The sequence below is a fragment of the Bacillus sp. 05T21 genome (assembly GCF_056396785.1).
In genome coordinates this window covers 410,393-426,754 of the sequence record NZ_JBFTMD010000001.1, presented here as the reverse complement: position 1 = coordinate 426,754, position 16,362 = coordinate 410,393, and the positions used below count along the sequence as shown (strand labels likewise).

General features: G+C 36.5%; 18 protein-coding genes. 12 read left to right on the top strand and 6 right to left on the bottom strand.

The features are described 5' to 3' along the window. Positions 1-219 precede the first annotated feature (219 nt). The 4 genes from deoB (at position 220) to corA (ending at position 4,723) form a co-directional block, all read left to right on the top strand. Positions 220-1,404, top strand: coding sequence for a phosphopentomutase (gene deoB / locus AC1DKZ_RS02190; protein WP_002014935.1), 1,185 nt, complete (start codon positions 220-222; stop codon positions 1,402-1,404). 12 nt (positions 1,405-1,416) lie between these two features. Continuing rightward, positions 1,417-2,238: a purine-nucleoside phosphorylase gene (locus AC1DKZ_RS02185; protein WP_078175428.1), complete on the top strand. Its 822-nt coding sequence runs from the start codon at positions 1,417-1,419 to the stop codon at positions 2,236-2,238. Positions 2,239-2,245: 7 nt separating this feature from the next. Next, complete coding sequence (locus AC1DKZ_RS02180; RefSeq protein ID WP_002067030.1) at positions 2,246-3,550, top strand: pyrimidine-nucleoside phosphorylase; 1,305 nt, start codon at positions 2,246-2,248, stop codon at positions 3,548-3,550. Positions 3,551-3,760: 210 nt separating this feature from the next. Then, entirely contained in the window at positions 3,761-4,723 is a 963-nt protein-coding gene (corA, locus tag AC1DKZ_RS02175; RefSeq protein ID WP_002067031.1) for a magnesium/cobalt transporter CorA, read from the top strand. Positions 4,724-4,756: 33 nt separating this feature from the next. Here corA and AC1DKZ_RS02170 read toward each other — a convergent pair whose 3' ends face one another. Beyond that, on the bottom strand, positions 4,757-6,046 hold the full coding sequence (locus AC1DKZ_RS02170) for an NCS2 family permease (protein WP_002033892.1): 1,290 nt from the start codon (positions 6,044-6,046) through the stop codon (positions 4,757-4,759). A 134-nt stretch (positions 6,047-6,180) separates the two neighbouring features. Next, positions 6,181-6,852 carry an SIMPL domain-containing protein gene (locus AC1DKZ_RS02165; protein ID WP_002138209.1) on the bottom strand — a complete coding sequence of 224 codons (672 nt, stop codon included), beginning with the start codon at positions 6,850-6,852 and terminating at the stop codon, positions 6,181-6,183. Between the two features lie 160 nt (positions 6,853-7,012). Here AC1DKZ_RS02165 and AC1DKZ_RS02160 point away from each other — a divergent pair, with 160 nt between their 5' ends. Both AC1DKZ_RS02160 and AC1DKZ_RS02155 read left to right on the top strand, forming a co-directional pair. After that, positions 7,013-7,432 carry a MarR family winged helix-turn-helix transcriptional regulator gene (locus AC1DKZ_RS02160; protein ID WP_002088468.1) on the top strand — a complete coding sequence of 140 codons (420 nt, stop codon included), beginning with the start codon at positions 7,013-7,015 and terminating at the stop codon, positions 7,430-7,432. A gap of 100 nt (positions 7,433-7,532) precedes the next feature. Beyond that, complete coding sequence (locus tag AC1DKZ_RS02155) at positions 7,533-8,078, top strand: hypothetical protein (protein ID WP_476995589.1); 546 nt, start codon at positions 7,533-7,535, stop codon at positions 8,076-8,078. 22 nt (positions 8,079-8,100) lie between these two features. Here the strand turns inward: AC1DKZ_RS02155 and AC1DKZ_RS02150 are convergent, their stop codons facing one another. From AC1DKZ_RS02150 to AC1DKZ_RS02135, 4 genes are read right to left on the bottom strand one after another with little or no spacing between them, the layout of a single operon-like run. Further along, positions 8,101-9,165: an ABC-2 transporter permease gene (locus AC1DKZ_RS02150; protein ID WP_098635976.1), complete on the bottom strand. Its 1,065-nt coding sequence runs from the start codon at positions 9,163-9,165 to the stop codon at positions 8,101-8,103. A 12-nt stretch (positions 9,166-9,177) separates the two neighbouring features. Further along, positions 9,178-10,242 carry an ABC transporter permease subunit gene (locus AC1DKZ_RS02145; protein WP_098635977.1) on the bottom strand — a complete coding sequence of 355 codons (1,065 nt, stop codon included), beginning with the start codon at positions 10,240-10,242 and terminating at the stop codon, positions 9,178-9,180. After that, positions 10,232-11,113 carry an ABC transporter ATP-binding protein gene (locus AC1DKZ_RS02140; protein WP_476995588.1) on the bottom strand — a complete coding sequence of 294 codons (882 nt, stop codon included), beginning with the start codon at positions 11,111-11,113 and terminating at the stop codon, positions 10,232-10,234. Before AC1DKZ_RS02140 ends, AC1DKZ_RS02145 begins: the two co-directional genes overlap by 11 nt. Continuing rightward, the gene (locus tag AC1DKZ_RS02135) at positions 11,079-11,498 is read right to left on the bottom strand and encodes a GntR family transcriptional regulator (RefSeq protein ID WP_000548033.1); all 420 of its coding nucleotides are present in this window, start codon (positions 11,496-11,498) and stop codon (positions 11,079-11,081) included. The genes AC1DKZ_RS02140 and AC1DKZ_RS02135 overlap by 35 nt, the downstream gene beginning before the upstream one ends. A 166-nt stretch (positions 11,499-11,664) precedes the next feature. On the opposite strand from AC1DKZ_RS02135, the gene dacF reads away from it, so the two are divergent. The 6 genes from dacF (at position 11,665) to AC1DKZ_RS02105 (ending at position 16,346) form a co-directional block, all read left to right on the top strand. Continuing rightward, positions 11,665-12,855, top strand: coding sequence for a serine-type D-Ala-D-Ala carboxypeptidase DacF (gene dacF / locus AC1DKZ_RS02130; protein WP_476995587.1), 1,191 nt, complete (start codon positions 11,665-11,667; stop codon positions 12,853-12,855). Positions 12,856-13,020: 165 nt separating this feature from the next. Then, complete coding sequence (gene spoIIAA / locus AC1DKZ_RS02125; protein WP_002088460.1) at positions 13,021-13,371, top strand: anti-sigma F factor antagonist; 351 nt, start codon at positions 13,021-13,023, stop codon at positions 13,369-13,371. Continuing rightward, positions 13,372-13,812 (top strand): anti-sigma F factor, encoded by a 441-nt coding sequence (spoIIAB, locus tag AC1DKZ_RS02120; protein ID WP_001243400.1) that lies wholly within the window; start codon positions 13,372-13,374, stop codon positions 13,810-13,812. Between the two features lie 12 nt (positions 13,813-13,824). Further along, a complete protein-coding gene (sigF, locus tag AC1DKZ_RS02115) occupies positions 13,825-14,583 on the top strand; it encodes an RNA polymerase sporulation sigma factor SigF (RefSeq protein ID WP_002111619.1) in 759 nt (252 codons plus the stop codon). Between the two features lie 138 nt (positions 14,584-14,721). After that, entirely contained in the window at positions 14,722-16,248 is a 1,527-nt protein-coding gene (locus AC1DKZ_RS02110; RefSeq protein WP_002014921.1) for a sodium-dependent transporter, read from the top strand. After that, the gene (locus tag AC1DKZ_RS02105) at positions 16,248-16,346 is read left to right on the top strand and encodes a methionine/alanine import family NSS transporter small subunit (protein WP_000016829.1); all 99 of its coding nucleotides are present in this window, start codon (positions 16,248-16,250) and stop codon (positions 16,344-16,346) included. The genes AC1DKZ_RS02110 and AC1DKZ_RS02105 overlap by 1 nt, the downstream gene beginning before the upstream one ends. Positions 16,347-16,362 lie beyond the last annotated feature (16 nt).

Genomic DNA, 16,362 nt, shown 5'->3' with positions numbered 1-16,362 from the left:
ATGTTATGATATCAATATCAGATGTCTGACATCTGACTTGGAAAAACCTAGAAATGTTTTTTATTCGTTTGAAAGTAAAACGAAAAAGTTAGAGAATGATTTAAAGCAGTACTGTTTAATAATGAGGACGAAAGATAATTCCCATTGATAACAGTTTCACTTTATAGCGTTTTGAACATACTACAAGAAGTAGAACTGAACATATAGGAGGTTGCAGTTATGAATAAATATAAACGTATTTTCCTAGTCGTAATGGACTCTGTGGGAATCGGTGAAGCACCAGATGCTGAGCAGTTTGGTGATTTAGGTTCTGATACAATTGGTCATATCGCTGAACATATGAATGGATTACACATGCCAAACATGGTGAAATTAGGCCTTGGTAATATTCGTGAAATGAAAGGAATCTCTAAAGTAGAGAAACCGCTTGGATATTATACAAAAATGCAAGAGAAATCTACAGGTAAAGATACAATGACAGGTCACTGGGAAATCATGGGCCTTTACATTGATACACCATTCCAAGTGTTTCCTGAAGGATTCCCGAAAGAACTACTTGATGAATTAGAAGAAAAGACAGGTCGTAAAATTATCGGTAATAAACCAGCTTCTGGAACAGAGGTACTTGTTGAGCTTGGTCAAGAACAAATGGAAACAGGTTCTTTAATTGTTTACACTTCTGCTGATAGTGTATTACAGATCGCAGCTCATGAAGAAGTAGTACCACTTGAAGAGCTATATAAAATTTGTAAAATCGCACGTGAATTAACATTAGATGAGAAGTATATGGTAGGGCGTGTTATTGCTCGTCCGTTCGTTGGAGAGCCAGGAAACTTCACACGTACACCAAATCGTCATGACTATGCGTTAAAACCATTTGGTCGCACAGTAATGAATGAACTTAAAGATAGCGATTATGATGTAATTGCTATTGGTAAAATTGCTGACATTTATGATGGAGAAGGTGTAACTGAATCACTTCGTACGAAATCAAATATGGATGGAATGGACAAGCTTGTAGATACATTAAATATGGACTTTACAGGTATTAGCTTCTTAAACTTAGTTGACTTTGATGCCTTATTTGGTCATCGTCGTGACCCACAAGGGTACGGAGAAGCTCTACAAGAATATGACGCACGTCTTCCAGAAGTATTCGAAAAACTAAAAGAAGATGATCTATTATTAATTACAGCAGACCATGGTAATGATCCAGTACATCCTGGTACTGATCATACACGTGAATATGTACCGTTATTAGCATATAGCCCAAGCATGAAAGAAGGCGGACAAGAGTTATCACTTCGTCAAACATTTGCTGATATTGGTGCAACTGTAGCAGAAAACTTTAATGTTAAAATGCCAGAACATGGAACAAGCTTCTTAAACGAGCTAAAGAAATAGGGGGATAAACAGATGAATCGTGAACTAATTACAAAATCAGCTTCATACTTAAAAGAGAAATTTCAAGAGACACCACAAGTAGGACTAATCCTTGGATCTGGACTAGGTGTATTAGCAGATGAAATCGAGAACGCAGTAACAGTACCATACAGTGAAATCCCTGAATTCCCGGTTTCAACTGTAGAAGGACATGCAGGTCAACTTGTATTCGGTACACTTCAAGGTGTAACAGTAGTAGCAATGCAAGGACGTTTCCATTTCTACGAAGGATACGATATGCAAAAAGTAACATTCCCAGTTCGTGTTATGAAAGAACTAGGTGTAGAAACAGTTGTTGTAACGAACGCAGCTGGTGGTGTAAATACATCATTTGAACCAGGCGATCTTATGTTAATTTCAGACCATATTAACTTCATGGGTACGAACCCATTAATCGGACCAAATGATTCTGAAATGGGTGTACGTTTCCCTGATATGTCTACATCATATACGCCAGAACTTCGCGAAATGGCGAAACAAGTTGCAGTAGATTTAAATATTAAAGTACAAGAAGGTGTATATGTTGGAATGACAGGTCCTGTATATGAAACACCTGCTGAAATTCGTATGCTTCGTACACTTGGCGGAGATGCAGTTGGTATGTCAACAGTACCAGAAGTAATTGTAGCTCGTCATGCAGGTATGAAAGTACTAGGTATTTCTTGTATTTCAAATATGGCAGCTGGTATTTTAGATCAACCACTTCACCACGATGAAGTAATTGAAACGACAGAACGTGTTAAAGCTAATTTCTTAGCATTAGTAAAAGCAATTGTAAAACAAATGAAGGGGTGACTTCACAATGAGAATGGTGGACCTAATTGCAAAAAAACGTGATGGACATGCATTAACGACAGAAGAAATTAACTTTATCGTTGAAGGATACACAAATGGTAGTATTCCAGATTATCAAATGAGTTCACTTGCAATGGCAATTTTCTTCCAAGATATGAATGATCAAGAACGTGCAGATTTAACGATGGCAATGGTAAATAGCGGTGATACAATTGACTTATCAGCCATTGAAGGGGTAAAAGTAGATAAGCATTCAACGGGTGGAGTTGGTGATACAACGACACTTGTATTAGGTCCATTAGTAGCTGCTTTAGGTGTACCAGTTGCGAAAATGTCTGGACGAGGTCTAGGACATACTGGTGGTACAATTGATAAATTAGAAGCAGTACCAGGATTCCATGTGGAAATTGAAAATGATGAATTCATGCGTCTTGTAAATGAAAATAAAATCGCTGTTATTGGTCAAAGTGGAAACTTAACACCTGCTGATAAAAAGTTATATGCGCTTCGTGATGTAACTGCAACAGTAAATTCAATTCCTCTTATCGCTAGCTCAATTATGAGTAAGAAAATTGCTGCTGGTGCAGATGCAATTGTTCTTGATGTAAAAACTGGAGCAGGCGCGTTTATGAAAACGGATGAAGATGCAAAGCGTTTAGCAGAAGCAATGGTACGCATCGGTAATAACGTTGGTCGTAATACGATGGCGGTTATTTCTGATATGAGTCAGCCGCTTGGTGAAGCAATTGGTAATGCATTAGAAGTACAAGAAGCAATTGATACATTACAAGGTAAGGGACCGAAAGATTTAGAAGAGTTATGTTTAACACTTGGAAGTCAGATGGTGTACCTTGCTGGACAAGCTTCATCTTTAGAAGATGCACGTGAAAAGTTAATTGAAGTAATGAACAATGGTAAAGCGCTAGAATCATTTAAAACGTTCTTATCCGCGCAAGGCGGCGATGCATCTGTTGTTGATGATCCTTCTAAATTGCCACAAGCACAATTTAAAATTGAAGTGGAAGCGAAAGAAGACGGTTACGTATCGGAAATCGTTGCAGATGAAATCGGAACAGCAGCAATGCTTTTAGGAGCAGGGCGTGCAACGAAAGAGTCTGAAATTGATTTAGCAGTTGGTCTAATGCTTCGCAAAAAAGTAGGCGATAGCGTGAAAAAAGGTGACTCTCTTGTTACAATTTACGCAAACCGCGAAAATGTTGAAGACGTAAAAGCGAAAATTTATGAGAACATGAAAATCGCTAAAGATCACGTAGATGCACCAACTTTAGTACACGGTATTGTAACGAAGTAATAAAGTGAAACTTTAATCAGTGGGGGGCTTTATCCCCACTGATTATTAGCCTTCACCAATCGGGCATTTACGGGCAGCCCGACCCAGACCTAACTTCTTTGCTTTCGCTGAATTTTGAGGTAGGGGTCTTACTGCCCGCAAATAGCGGGATAAAAAAAGCTGAGGAGATTTCTCCTTGGCTTTTTTTACTATTTTTTGTTTATAATAGTAATGGGTGAAATTATGATTAGAATTTGTGCAATAACGAAAAAAAATGAAGTTTTATATGATGTTTCGCTAGAAGAAACGAAAAAAGAGAACATCATATGGTATTGGCTTGATTTATATAAGCCAACGAAAGAGGAATATACATATATTTTACAAGATCACTTCAAGTTCCATCCCCTTGCAATTGAAGATTGTGTAGAGTATGTACAGAGACCAAAGGTAGATTTTTATGATGGATATAACTTTTTAGTTCTTCATGCATTCGGAGAAGACGGATTAGAACCGCATGAAATCGATTTATTTATTAGTGATCGATATATAGTCTCTTTCCATTTCTCTCATAACAATGCGATTGAAAGAGTATGGAAAACGCTCGGTGAAAAGAAACGTATTAAAAAGAGCCCTTTGCATGTAGCACATACAATTATTGACCAAATTGTAGATGATTATTTCGCACCTGTTTATTACATTGAAGACCATTTAAATGCAATTGATGATAATTTAACGGGTGAGACAGCAGGAAGTGTGCTAGAAGAAGTATTTGATATTCGTGCAGATTTATCTAAGCTAAGGCGTACGATTATTCCGATGCGTGATTTATTGTATCGTATATTAAATTCAACACGTTTTTACGGTATAAGCGATCATGAAATTTATTTTAAAGATATACATGATCATTTGCTTAAACTGACAGAGATGATTGAAGCGAGCCGTGAATTAACAGCAGATATTCGAGATAGTTACTTTTCGTTGAATTCCCACCATATGAACAATATTATGAAAACATTAACTGTTTTCTCAACTATTTTCATGCCGTTAACATTTATTGCAGGGGTATACGGCATGAACTTTGCACATATGCCAGAGCTTGGCGGGAAGTATAGTTATTTTATTTGCTTAATTTTAATGGCATTAATTGGCGGCGGAATGATGGCTTGGTTTTATAAAAAAGGTTGGTTTAAGTAAAAAAACACCGAGGATTTCCTCGGTGTTTTTTTCTTAGCCAATAGCGTGTAATACGAACATGGCTAAGAATAAGCATGTAATAATATACATGGACGGTGCGACTTCTTTACGCTTTCCAAGTGCAACTTTCAAGATAGGATAAGCAATAAATCCGAACGCAATGCCATCAGCGATACTATATGTGAGCGGGATCATAACGATAATTAAAAACGCTGGAAATCCTTCTGAAAAGTCGTTCAGAGGAATTTGTTGAATGCTTGTAATCATCAGACCGCCAATAATAATTAAGATTGGTGCAATGGCGCTGTCAGGAATTATTTTGACAAACGGAAGCGCAAACAGTGATGCGAAGAATAACAACCCTGTAACGATAGACGTCAGACCTGTCTTTCCGCCTGCAGTAATACCTGCGGCACTCTCTACTGTTGAAACGGTAGGGCTTGTGCCAAATAGACCACATGTCATTGCTGAAATTGCATTTGCTTGGTAAGCACGTGGGAATTTACGATCATCTTCTAATAAACCATGTAAAAGTCCCATATTCTCAAAAATAAGCACCATGCTTAAGGAGAATGTTGCAATCCAAAATGGCAAGGAAGAAAGTTTCCCAAATGACATAGCTCCAAACACATCGCCATAATTAGCGAATGAAAACGAACTATTTCCCATTTGACTCGTATCAACAAGACCAAACAGCCATGCAATACCAGTTCCAATTGCAATCGTCCATAAAAAGCTTCCACGTACGTTACGCGCAAATAGTACAAGTGCGACAATAAGAGTAAGTAGTGTGGCAAGAACGACAGGACTACTTAATTTTCCCATTGCAACAGCAGTATTAGGATGCGAAACGACTAAACCACCTTTTTGCAAGCCGATGAAAGCTAAAAACAACCCGATACCGACAGTGATCGCTTCCTTTAATGACTTTGGAATCGATACCGAAAGCACGCGAGCAATCGGTGTAAAAGCAGCAATTGCAAAAATAATACCGGCGATAAAAACAGCTGCCAATGCTTCTTGCCAAGTTAAACCGAGCGTATGCACAGCAGTGTACGTGAAGAATGCATTTACACCCATACCAGGGACAAGAATAGCAGGTGCATTTGCCCAAAATGCCATGAGTAGACATCCGACAAATGAACTAAAAACAGTTGCCAAAATTCCTGCCTCAAGAGGAATGCCGGCATCTGATAAGATTGACGCATTTACAATCATAATATAAACAATTGTGAAAAATGACGTGACTCCAGCTAAAACTTCTTGTTTTGGTGATGTTTGGTGTAAGTCTAATTTAAATGTTCTTTCAAGTATTCCTTTCATGTTAAACCTTCTTTTTCATATCCCTCTCCCACCCGTGATATCTCTTATGTAAGAGCTCACCGTCCTTTATTATATCAGAACATCATGTTTTTACAACAACGAAAATGATAACGGTTACTTATAAATGAGTTTATTTATAGATACGTAAAAATTGCCCGGATAGATGAAATGATTTCTAGTTCTCCTGATTGAATGGGCGGAGCTGCTTGCGCATGCAAAGTAGCATATGATGCGATCTCCCGTGGTAATTGGGCAGATTCTTCAACGAGTGAGAGGGGAACAGGATTAATATTTAAATTGTAGGTACTCGCAATTGTACGAGCTTTGTCTACTGCTTGTTGCAGAGCTTGAATGAGAGCTTGCTCATAATATTTATTTGGATGAGATATTCGAAAACGTAATCCTTTTGCTACGTTTGCCCCATTTGTAACGGCTATATCATATACTTCCCCTGCTTTTTGCACATTTAAAACGGTAATTTCATACAAATGCTCCACACGGTAGCCTTGTAGTAATGCTTTATCATTTACATATTCGTATTGAGGAGTAATTGTATAAGAAATGGTTTCTATATCTTTATCGGCAATACCTAGCTGTTTGAGTGCATCAAGCAATTGTTTCGATTGCACTGCATTTTCTTCTTGCGCCTGTTTTACATTTTTACTATCTGTTCGAATGCCCAGTGTTAATATGACAACATTTGGTTTTGCCTTTATAATGCCTTCTCCTTGTACAGTAATAGTAGCTTCTTTACCAGTATTTGTCGTACGGATATTATGTAAATACGGATTCATTCCACTTTGCATTTATGCTCACCATCCTTTTTTATATGTATATGTGTGAACAAAAAAGAAAATCTTATGAAAAAAGTTACATAAATGAGAATGTTGAGGGAAGAAAGCATATACAATATAGGTATTTATAGATTATAATATGTGTAAATATGATAAAAAAGGGACGAGGCTAGTGAACGAAAATAGAGAAACACTGATTTTAGATTTATCTGCATCATTTCGAAAGATGATACGTTTATTACAAAATGATATTAATACACGTTTTTCAGAGCATATGCCATATAACGAATTCTCTGTATTACGTGCGTTATTTTTAAAAAGTCCACAGATGGCTTCGCAAATTGCGAGTGAAGTAAACGTAACCTCCAGTCATATTACAGCTGTAACAGATCGTCTCGTGCGAAAAGGGTTTGTTGAAAGAAAACGTTCAAATTCGGACCGTCGTATCGTATACTTAGAAATTACTGAAAACGGACGAGAAGTAACTGAAAAGCTTGAAGCTGTGCGTAAAGAATATTATAAAGAGAAATTTAAAGGTTGGAGCGACCAAGAGATAGAAATGGTTTTAGAACTATTTGGCCGCGTATTATAATAAATGAGGATAGGAAGCGAGAGCTTTCCTATCCTTTTTCTTTTGAATAAAAATATTTTGAAACTCCGATACTTTAATTAAACAGATCGGAGGAAAGATTATGAAATATATTGCTGCACTTACCATTTTACTTGGAAGTTTTTTCTGCTTTCATACATTCATGTACGCTGATACCCCTATCCAAGTGGTGCAAAAAGAAGTGAAGTACATTGAAAACGATAATACTGTCCTGTATTCGAAATTATGGGTTCGTTCTATGCAAAACGCAGTATTATTTCATCATAGTGATAATGTTCGTAATCAGGACACTTTGCGTAATGTAACAAGTTCATCGCTCGTTAAAGCGAAGCAATTACCATTTAAGAAAGCATCAATGTACATTCCAAGATTATCGCAATACGTATCAAAAGCAGGGAAAGAAAATATTCAAGTGCACTACATTGCGGTGCACTATAATGTGAAAAAAGAAAATGCGTATCAATTAAATGGTATGAACTATTTTCTGCAAGTATTTGTGAAAGAGCGCGGCGAATGGAAAATTGCTGRAAGTGTAGTCGCGCCGACAGAGCAAATTGTGAAAAACGGTGATGGATTTGGGATGAAAGAAGAGAGGGTGTATGGGGATAGGAGAGAGAATGTGAAATAACCTCCTTTTGAAGGAGGTTATTTTATTTAAAATTCCAAGAGACTTTCCATTTTAATATTTTAGGTAGGAAGAAATACATAATGAAACTAGTCACTAAAAATCCGATGTAAAAGCTGGACAATGACTGCGCACGACTCAGCATTAAACCTCCAACGATTCCACCAAAGAAAATCGCACAACCCATAACTACTTTTTGTAGTTTCGGATATAATAAGTAGTTACCATTTCGCTCATTGACTGAACGGGCATATAAATATATACCGAGTGGTAATAAAATAATGATATGTGCGATAGGTCCAATCAATGTTTTTGCCGGTGGAATCTTTGTAAAGTTTGGTTCGTTATGACGTACTCCATTTTGATCGGTATAAGCGCTTTGTGGATCATAATTAAAGTTAATAGTAAAATCTTCTGCTGGACTAGAAATACGTATGCTTTTCATCACATCATGTATAAGGCCAGTGTCCTCATGAAATTCAGTGTTTGAGTGAACAGCGATGACTCCTGAGATAAGTGATGGAAGTAAAGCAGGGAAGATTAATATAACTGCAGTGAGAAATCCTTGCGATATAATATTCCCTGCAATTGTACCTACACATAAGGTAAGTGTATAAATAGTGATTAATACAATTAACATGTATATAAAATAACTATGAAAAGGGGAAAATACTTGATATTTATTATGAAAAGTTACCTTTTTCATAATAGCAAATAGCCCCCAGTTTAAAATGACAACAGCGGCAATATTACAGACTCCAAACAACCACTTTGTTATATAGAGGTGTGAACGTTTAAATGGCATAGACCATAACAAGTCGCTAGCGTTATTTTGTCTTTCCCATCCAATTAACGTACAAGCTAGGACGATCAGTACGCTACCTAACAGCATGACAGGATCTAGAAGTGTTAAATCAAAGTGGTAATGATATACATAGTTCCACTTTTTAATGTCATTTAGAAATTGTTGCTCTTGAATAGAAGTCATGTAGTATTTATATGAAAAAGTATAGAAGCTGACGAGCCAAAATAACCATACAACATATTTACTTTGTTGATACGTTCTTAGCCACAGTGCTTTTTGAAACATAGGATCTCTCCTTTAAAAAACTTTATAATTTGTTAGGCGTGATAATATAACATAAGTAATGATTCCAGTTAGAAACAAACCGATATAGTAGCTAGGTAAGAAATTAAAATTGTTTATTTTATAGCCGCCTAGTAATGCAAAGTAAATGGTTGTCCCCCATATCCATATTTTTAAATGCTTTTGGAAAATAAATATCTTTTGACCGTTTTCATTTGGCGATCGTGTATATAAATATGTCCCAAGTAGTAAATAAAATATCGTATAGAAAATAGGGACTAACATTGACTTGGCTGAATAATATATATGAGATGCTGGATCTCTTAAAGCAGTTGGATTGTTCTCGATCTTACGGGATTCCGGATCATAGTAATAATTGATAGAAAAGTGATTAATTGGTGCAACTATATTTGTTTTTTGATTGATTTCATAAAGTTGTCGATATAAGTTTTCATTTTTAATATCTGCAGCGTACAAATGGTTTGTTGTAAAAGTGTATAGTAATGTAATAAATGTAACCCCTGCTAGTAACCACGGAATACAAAAAACAATCTGTGAAACAACACTGCCAGTAAAAGTACCGATGCATAGTGCAGCTGTATAGACTGCGATATAAGAAACAATTGCATAAAGAAAGTATCGGTGAAATGGACTAAATGATTGATAATCAAAATGAATAGTTGTTCTATAAATAACATACATAAGAATCCAATTTACAAGTAACGAGATCACAATACAAAAGGAACCGAAAGTCCATTTAGATAAGAAAACATCTTTTCTTTTAAATGGCATTGTCATAAGTAGTGTATTAGATTGGTTGCTACGTTCCCATCCTATTAATAAGCAGGCTAAAGCAATGATAAGAATAGTTAACCAAAAACTATTACTTTCTCCTGAAGAAAAGGTATAAAAATAATAATAATGTTTCCCTTTTTCTTGTAATTCGTAATACACATCAAGTTGTCTCTGAGCACTTCTATAGTAGCCAAAAGGTAACAAGTAAAGCGAACTAAAGAAGAATAGTAACACAGCATATTTCCCGCGTTTCCAATTCCACATCCACAACGCCTTATGAAACATACCCATCCTCCTCCAGTGTCGTAACGAAGACATCTTCAAGTGACATTGTTAATTCTTCAATGAGTATAGGTTGTTCTTTATAAAACTTCTCCAGTGTTGTAGCTACATTTCCCTCAATTAAGATTGTAAATACTTTTCCTGTTTGATTTAATATTTTAATATTGCTTAAGTTTTCTAGTTTTTGAGGTAATGACCGTTCGTAAGCTACTTGTATTTTTGCAAATCGTGATTTTGCATCATCAAGTGATGTAATAGATGCCACGGTATGACCTTTTAATATAATAATTGTATCTGCAATTTGTTCCACTTCATCTAAATGGTGAGTTGAGATGAAAATGGTAATCTCCTTATCTGCAACTTCTCCAACGAGAAATTGGAGGACCTGCCGTTTAACGATAGGATCGAGTCCGTTTGTCGGTTCATCTAAAATGATATATTCTGCTTTTGTAGAAACGGCTAAAATGATGGCAAGCAGTGCTTTCATTCCTTTTGAATAGCTACGAATTCGTTTGTTTGGTAAGTTAAAACGTTCTAACAGTTCATAGAAATATGCTTCATCAAATGCGGTATAAACTTCTTTATAAAACTTTACAATTTCTTTTACCGTATATCCGCTCAGTATGTTAGTAGAATCAGGGACATATACGATTTTTTGCTTTATTTCAGGACACTGATGAATGTTTGTATCTTCATATGTAACAGTCCCTGCATCAGGGTCTAAAATGCCGACCATCGTTCGTAATAAAGTTGTTTTCCCCGCACCGTTTCTTCCGAGTAATCCGATGATACTTCCTCTTTGTAATGTGAAAGAAACATCATCTAAAATCGTTTGATTATCAATTGTTTTCTTCAAGCTTGTCACTTTCAGCATCTGCATTTCCTCCAATCTCTTTGTAGTATGAATCTATCCAATCATGAATTTTATCTTTCGTAACACCAAGATAAGAGGCTTCTAATAGTAATTGATGAAATTGCTTTTCAACCATAGCGATTTTCCTTTCGTCTAATGTTGGGGTAATCGATTGGGATACAAATGTTCCTTTTCCTCGTAATGTTTCAATAATCCCTTGTCGCTCTAACTCTTGGTACGCTTTACTCACTGTGTTTGGATTTATAACGAGTAAAGAAGCGAGTTCGCGTACAGAAGGTAGTTTGTCACTTGGAGCTAACATGTTCTTCAATACGAGTTCTTTTATATTTTGAACAATTTGTTCCCATATCGGAGTGTTGCTTCTTGGATCAAGTTGAATATGCAAGAGCAATGTCTCCTTTCTGGCGTGTATTAAGTGTACTACTGTGTGTAATACACTTAATACAATATAGGTGATGAATGTATTTGTCAACTGAAAATAATAGAAAAATATGGTATTAAAAATGTATAAATTGGAAAAAATAAGTTTGATATAGAATGGAGGGTTAGTCATGAAGCGAGTTTTTGGAATACTTGTTTGTTTCATGTTATTGCTTTCTGGTACTTCAGTTAGTTTCGCACAATCTGAGAAAACGAAGCAGGAAAAAACAGAAGAAACCACGCCGAAGTTAGCGGAACAAGCGTCGTCAGCGATCGTAATTGAACAAGATACAGGTAAAGTTTTATTTGATAAAAATCCGAATGAAAAGTTGCCACCAGCTAGTATGACAAAGATTATGACAATGCTATTAATTATGGAACAAGTTGAAAAAGGAAAACTAAAACTGACCGATAAAGTTAGAGCAAGTGAACACGCAGCTTCAATGGGTGGATCACAAATCTTTTTAGAACCTGGGGAAGAGATGACCGTAAATGAAATGCTAAAGGGCATTGCCATTGCATCTGGAAATGATGCATCTGTTGCAGTAGCCGAGCATATCGCTGGTTCGGAAGAAGGATTCGTAAATATGATGAACAAAAAAGCGAAAGATCTAGGACTGAAAAATACCCATTTTCAAAATCCAACAGGTCTCCCGGCCAAAGATCATTATTCCACAGCGAATGATATGGCTATTATGGCGAAAGAGTTGATGAAGTATCCACTTATTCGAAAATACACAGGTAAATATGAAGACTATTTACGTGAAAATACGGATAAGAAGTTTTGGCTTGTTAATACGAATAAGCTAGTACGTTTTTATCCTGGAGTAGATGGAGTGAAAACAGGCTTTACGACAGAAGCAAAATATTGTTTAACGGCATCGGCTGAGAAAAATGGTATGCGTGTTATTTCAGTTGTAATGGGAGCACCTACATCAAAAGAGCGCAACAATCAAGTAACGAAGCTTCTTGATTATGCATTTGGACAATACATGACAAAGAAATTATATACACGTGGTGAGAAAATTAAGACTGTACAAGTAGGGAAAGGTAAGGAAGAAAAAGTAGATTTAGTTGCGTCAGACAATGTGTCTCTTCTTATGAAGAAGGGCGAAAATATGGACAAAGTTAAACAAGAAGTGATTGCTGAAAAGAAAGTGAAGGCACCGATTAAAAAAGGTGATGCACTTGGCACACTTGTTATTAAAAGAGATAAAGATGTTTTATTAAAACAAACAATTGTAGCGAAAGAAGATGTTGAGGAAGCGAGCTGGTGGGAGTTATTTAAAAGAAGTTTTGGGATGTTTTCAACATCAAAATAGCGGCGGAAATTTTGATGTTTTTCTGTTCGTATTTACTGAAATAATTGCTGAAAGGTTTCACTTTATGACGAAATAGTTCTTCTTTTGTCAGTAGGAAGGATTCTGATTTTATATCACGAAAATCTTATGTTAATGAGTAAAGTTTGAGCATAAGGAGGAAATCGTGTGAGTCTTTCCATGCATTTAGAAGTAAAACGTGACGTCTTATGTGTGAGGCTAGAGGGCGAGTTAGATCATCATACTGCTGAAGAGTTGCGAACGAAAGTCACAGATATGATTGAGACACATGGTGTTCATCATATTGTTTTGAGCCTAGAGAACTTAACATTTATGGATAGTTCTGGTTTAGGCGTTATATTAGGCCGATATAAACATGTAAAGGGATTAGGTGGAGAGATGGTTGTCTGTGCAATTTCACCGCCCGTTAAACGTTTATTTGAAATGTCAGGTCTATTCAAAATTGTTCGTTTAGAAGAAAGTGAAGCGCATGCGCTCGCGACGTTGGGGGTGGCGTAGATGAGAAATGAAATGAACCTTCAATTTTCAGCGTTAAGTCAGAATGAATCATTCGCTCGTGTTACGGTAGCTGCTTTTATTGCGCAATTAGACCCGACGATGGAAGAACTAACAGAGATTAAAACAGTTGTGTCAGAAGCGGTTACAAATGCAATTATTCATGGGTATGAAGGAAATGCAGAAGGTGTTGTTTATATTTCAGTGATTTTGGAAGAAGCGATGGTGAAACTCACGATTCGAGATGAAGGGATTGGTATCTTTAACTTAGATGAAGCAAGACAACCCCTTTTTACAACTAAACCTGAATTAGAGCGTTCCGGAATGGGATTTACTATCATGGAAAATTTTATGGATGAAGTAGAAGTTATTTCAAACGAATCTTTCGGGACAACAATCCATTTGACAAAATACTTATCAAATAGTAACGCTCTATGCAATTAAGGAGAATAGCCAATGGACATAGAGGTCAGAAATGAGAAGAAGAAACCTCAGTTAAAGGACCACGAGCTAAAAGCGTTAATTCAAAAAAGTCAAGATGGAGATCAACAAGCGAGAGATACAATCGTTCAAAGTAATATGCGTCTCGTATGGTCGGTTGTACAGCGATTTCTTAATCGAGGATACGAACCAGACGATTTATTTCAAATTGGATGTATTGGGCTCTTAAAATCGGTAGATAAATTTGATTTATCTTTCGACGTGAAATTTTCAACATATGCAGTTCCAATGATTATCGGTGAAATACAACGATTCTTACGTGATGATGGATCAGTGAAAGTAAGTAGATCTTTAAAAGAAACAGGAAACAAAGTCCGAAAGATGAGAGACGAGCTTTCGAAAGAATTTGGAAGGGCTCCAACGATTAATGAGGTAGCAGAGGCTCTTGAACTAACGCCGGAAGAAGTTGTCCTGGCGCAAGAAGCGAGTCGTGCTCCTTCGTCGATACATGAAACTGTGTATGAAAACGATGGAGATCCAATTACTATTTTAGATCAAATTGCAGATCAATCGGAAACGAAATGGTTTGATAAAATTGCTTTAAAAGAAGCAATTAGAGAATTGGATGAACGAGAAAGGCTAATTGTGTATTTGCGCTATTATAAAGACCAAACCCAATCAGAAGTAGCGGAGCGCATAGGCATTTCGCAAGTACAAGTTTCAAGACTTGAAAAGAAAATATTAAAACAGATGAAAGATCGAATAGATGAATAGCTATCTATTCGATTTTTTTTATTGTCACGAAAAGGAGAAGATTACAACTATCGCTAAAAAATTTACAGAATTTATTGATAATTTAGTTAATTTAAACTATAATCCAAATATGAACTTGTCACAAAGGGGGAAGGAAACATGGAAACGAGGCAACAATGGGGAACGAGGGCTGGATTTATTTTTGCAGCAATCGGTTCCGCTGTTGGACTAGGGAATATATGGCGTTTTCCTTATACAGCGTATGAAAACGGGGGAGGCGCATTCTTTTTACCGTACTTATTTGCATTATTAACGACTGGTATTTCATTGTTAGCTTTCGAGTTTGCTCTTGGGCATCGTCATCGTGGTTCGGCGCCACTTACATTCTTCCGTATTCATCGACGTGCTGAATTTATTGGATGGTGGCAAATGTGTGTGACATTTATTGTTTCAACATATTACGCTGTAATCATTGCTTGGTCTATTTCGTATACGTACTTTGCAATTACTGGAGCATGGGGGAAAGACACGCAATCATTTTTATTTAAAGAATATTTACATGTTGCAGATAAGCCAGGACAATTCGGGGGGCTCGTACCAGAAGTATTAATTCCGTTAGCTCTCGTTTGGATTATTGTGCTTGGTGTTGCGTTTAAAGGAGTTAAAAAAGGAATCGAAGTTGTTAACCGCATTTTTATTCCTTTACTAGTTGTTATGTTCCTTATTATCGTTGTTCGTGCAGTGACGATGGAAGGTGCGATGCAGGGGCTAGATGCATTCTTTAAACCAGATTGGAGTCGTATTTTTGATGGGAAAGTATGGCTTGCTGCTTACGGTCAAATTTTCTTTAGTTTATCTTTAGCATTCGGAATTATGATTACGTATTCTAGTTATTTACCGAAAAACTCAGATACAACAAATAATGCTTTTATTACAGGATTTGCAAATTCAGGATTTGAATTATTGGCAGGTATTGGTGTCTTTGCAGCTCTTGGATTTATGGCGAATAACATGGGGGTACCGGTTGATAAAGTAGCTAGTGCTGGTGTAGGACTTGCATTTGTAGTATTCCCGCAAATTATTAATGAGTTACCGATGTCGCCGTTATTTGGTGTATTATTCTTCTTATCTCTAACTGTTGCTGGAATTACATCACTCATTTCACTTGCAGAAGTATGCTTTGCCGCTGTATCTGAAAAATTCAGCTTGAGTCGTCAAAAGACGATTGGAATTATGGGAACGCTATTAGTATTAGTTTCTCTTGTTTTTGCAACACGTGGTGGACTTATGTTCCTAGATGTTGTTGATTACTTCGCTAACAATTTTGGATTGATTACAATTGCACTCGTTGAAGTAGTTACAATAGGACTAATCTTGCGCCGTTTACCAGTTTATCAAAATCATGCAAACTTTGTATCTGATATAAAGTTAGGAACGTTTTGGAGAGTGAGTTTACTCGTTATTACTCCACTTATGTTAGGGTATATGTTAATTGATGGTACAATCCAAAACATTAAAAAGAACTACGGAGGTTATCCAACAGAGTTTGTTGTAACGTATGGCTGGTCGATAGCGGCAGCGTTTCTTATAGTTGCACTAGTCATTAGTCTGAAGAAATGGAATGCACAAATACATTCAGACTCTGTCCAGCTTGAAAAAGAATGGAAGGACCGAGGTGTTTCATGATGAGTGGATCAGCGATTATGATGATGGTTATAGGTATGGTAGTCATTTGGGGAGGACTTGCATTAAGTATTGCAAATTTATTTAAGAAAAAGGCATAAGCTAAAAACATCTGTA